The sequence below is a fragment of the Acinetobacter sp. NIOH-H-8 genome, from assembly GCF_046635365.1.
Classification (GTDB): domain Bacteria; phylum Pseudomonadota; class Gammaproteobacteria; order Pseudomonadales; family Moraxellaceae; genus Acinetobacter.
Genome location: NZ_JBHDVN010000108.1, coordinates 1 through 1,699, shown reverse-complemented (window position 1 = coordinate 1,699; position 1,699 = coordinate 1). Strand labels below are relative to the sequence as shown.

Below are 1,699 nucleotides of genomic sequence, written 5' to 3'. Positions count from 1 at the left end.
TATTTAAAACCTACTCAAACCTACTTATGTGGATTTGATGTTTAATTCCTACTTCACCATCAAGAACCAAAAGCATCTGCTTTTGGAATTACCCCAACTCCATAGGCTGTCACGGTGTAACTCACCGCCTTAATCACCACTTAAGCAGCAATTAAATCCTTATCAGCGTGATTTAAGATATTAATTGCTGCATTAATATCTCGACTTTGCTTGGTGTGACAAACAGAACACTTCCACTCACGAATTGAAAGTGTAAGAGATTGATTTAATTCACCACAGCAAGAACACATTTTACTACTTGGGAAGAATCGACCAACAGACAATATAGATTTTCCATGCTGTTTAGCCTTGTAAATCAATTGTCTTTTAAACTCATAAAAACCCATATCAGATATAGCTCTTGCGAGTTTTCGATTCTTCACCATGCCTTTAACGTTTAAATCTTCAATTGCGATCACATCAAAACGTGTAACCAGATCAGTTGTGACCTGGTGAAGATTATTTTTACGAAGGCAAGCTATTTTGTAGTGCAGGCGAGAAAGCTTGGTTTTTGCTTTTTCCCGATTCTGACTACCTTTTTTCTTGCGACTAAAAGACTTGTTGAGTCTTTTTAGTTTAGCAAGCTGTCTTTTGAGTGGTGCAAGTGATGGTATAACCTCACCATTTGAAAGGGTAGCAAGACTAGATACCCCTAGATCCACACCAATAGACAACCCTGTTTTGGGTTTTAGTTTTTCAATCTGAGCCAATTCAACAGCAATCGACACAAACCACTTGCGACCTTGTTTAAAAACTTTAGCTGACAAGATTTTACCTTTGTATCGTAAAGCCTCAGTCATCCTCACCCAACCTAAATTGGGGATTTTAATAGATTTATTATCTATACTGAATTGATCATTTGATAATGAAAAGCGATCATCCTTACCTTTTTTCCTTGGCTTGGGGTATTTACTTAGACCACTAAAAAACCGATCAAAAGCATTACCTAGTTGCTTGATAGCAAGCTGTGGCGAACATTTAGTCACCTTCTTCATGAAAGGGTATTTTTCAAATTTAAAAGAATTTAGATGTTTTCTTAGTTTTGCCTCTTTAGGCTTGTTTAGTAAGTTCCGATCTACTTCAACACCATAATATTCACACTGATCTCGATATTCCTTATCAGCTTTATATTGCCGTTGCCATTCCTTTAACGCCCAATTATACGTTAAACGAGCAACACCACACGCTTGAGCGAAATAGCTTGCTTGCTTATTATTAGGCATCAACTCAATGACATGCCCTCGTATAAATCGACTCATAGTGCTTCTTTAACAGCCTGTATTAACTTTTGATTCTTCTTGCTGCGACTACCATATAATCTTGCGGAGAACACTGTAATAATTTCCAATACATCTTGAGCAAGTTCTTCTTCAAAACTCAGATTTTCACCTTGATTAATAATCACAATTTCAACATTACGTGCTTCGCATAAAGCGAATACCAATTCTGCACCAAAGCGTAATAATCGGTCTTTATGGGTAAGAACTAAGCGACCAATTTCATTATCAATAATCCCATCTAAAAGGGCTTTTAACCCCTTTTTGCGATAATTCATTCCTGAACCAAGATCGCTAATTAATTCAAATGTCCAACCTTGCTTGGCGCAATACATCTCCAAAACTTGTTTCTGCCTTTCAAGATCAGCCTTTTGGTCGTGACT

2 protein-coding genes are annotated in these 1,699 nt (G+C 37.1%); both read right to left on the bottom strand.

The annotated features are described in order from the left end of the window. Window positions 1-140 precede the first annotated feature (140 nt). Window positions 141-1,298, bottom strand: coding sequence for an RNA-guided endonuclease InsQ/TnpB family protein (locus tag ACEWB7_RS17220; protein ID WP_125279454.1), 1,158 nt, complete (start codon window positions 1,296-1,298; stop codon window positions 141-143). After that, on the bottom strand, window positions 1,295-1,699 hold a 405-nt coding region (locus tag ACEWB7_RS17215), incomplete at its 5' end, for an IS607 family transposase (protein WP_411580997.1). The genes ACEWB7_RS17220 and ACEWB7_RS17215, both read right to left, overlap by 4 nt.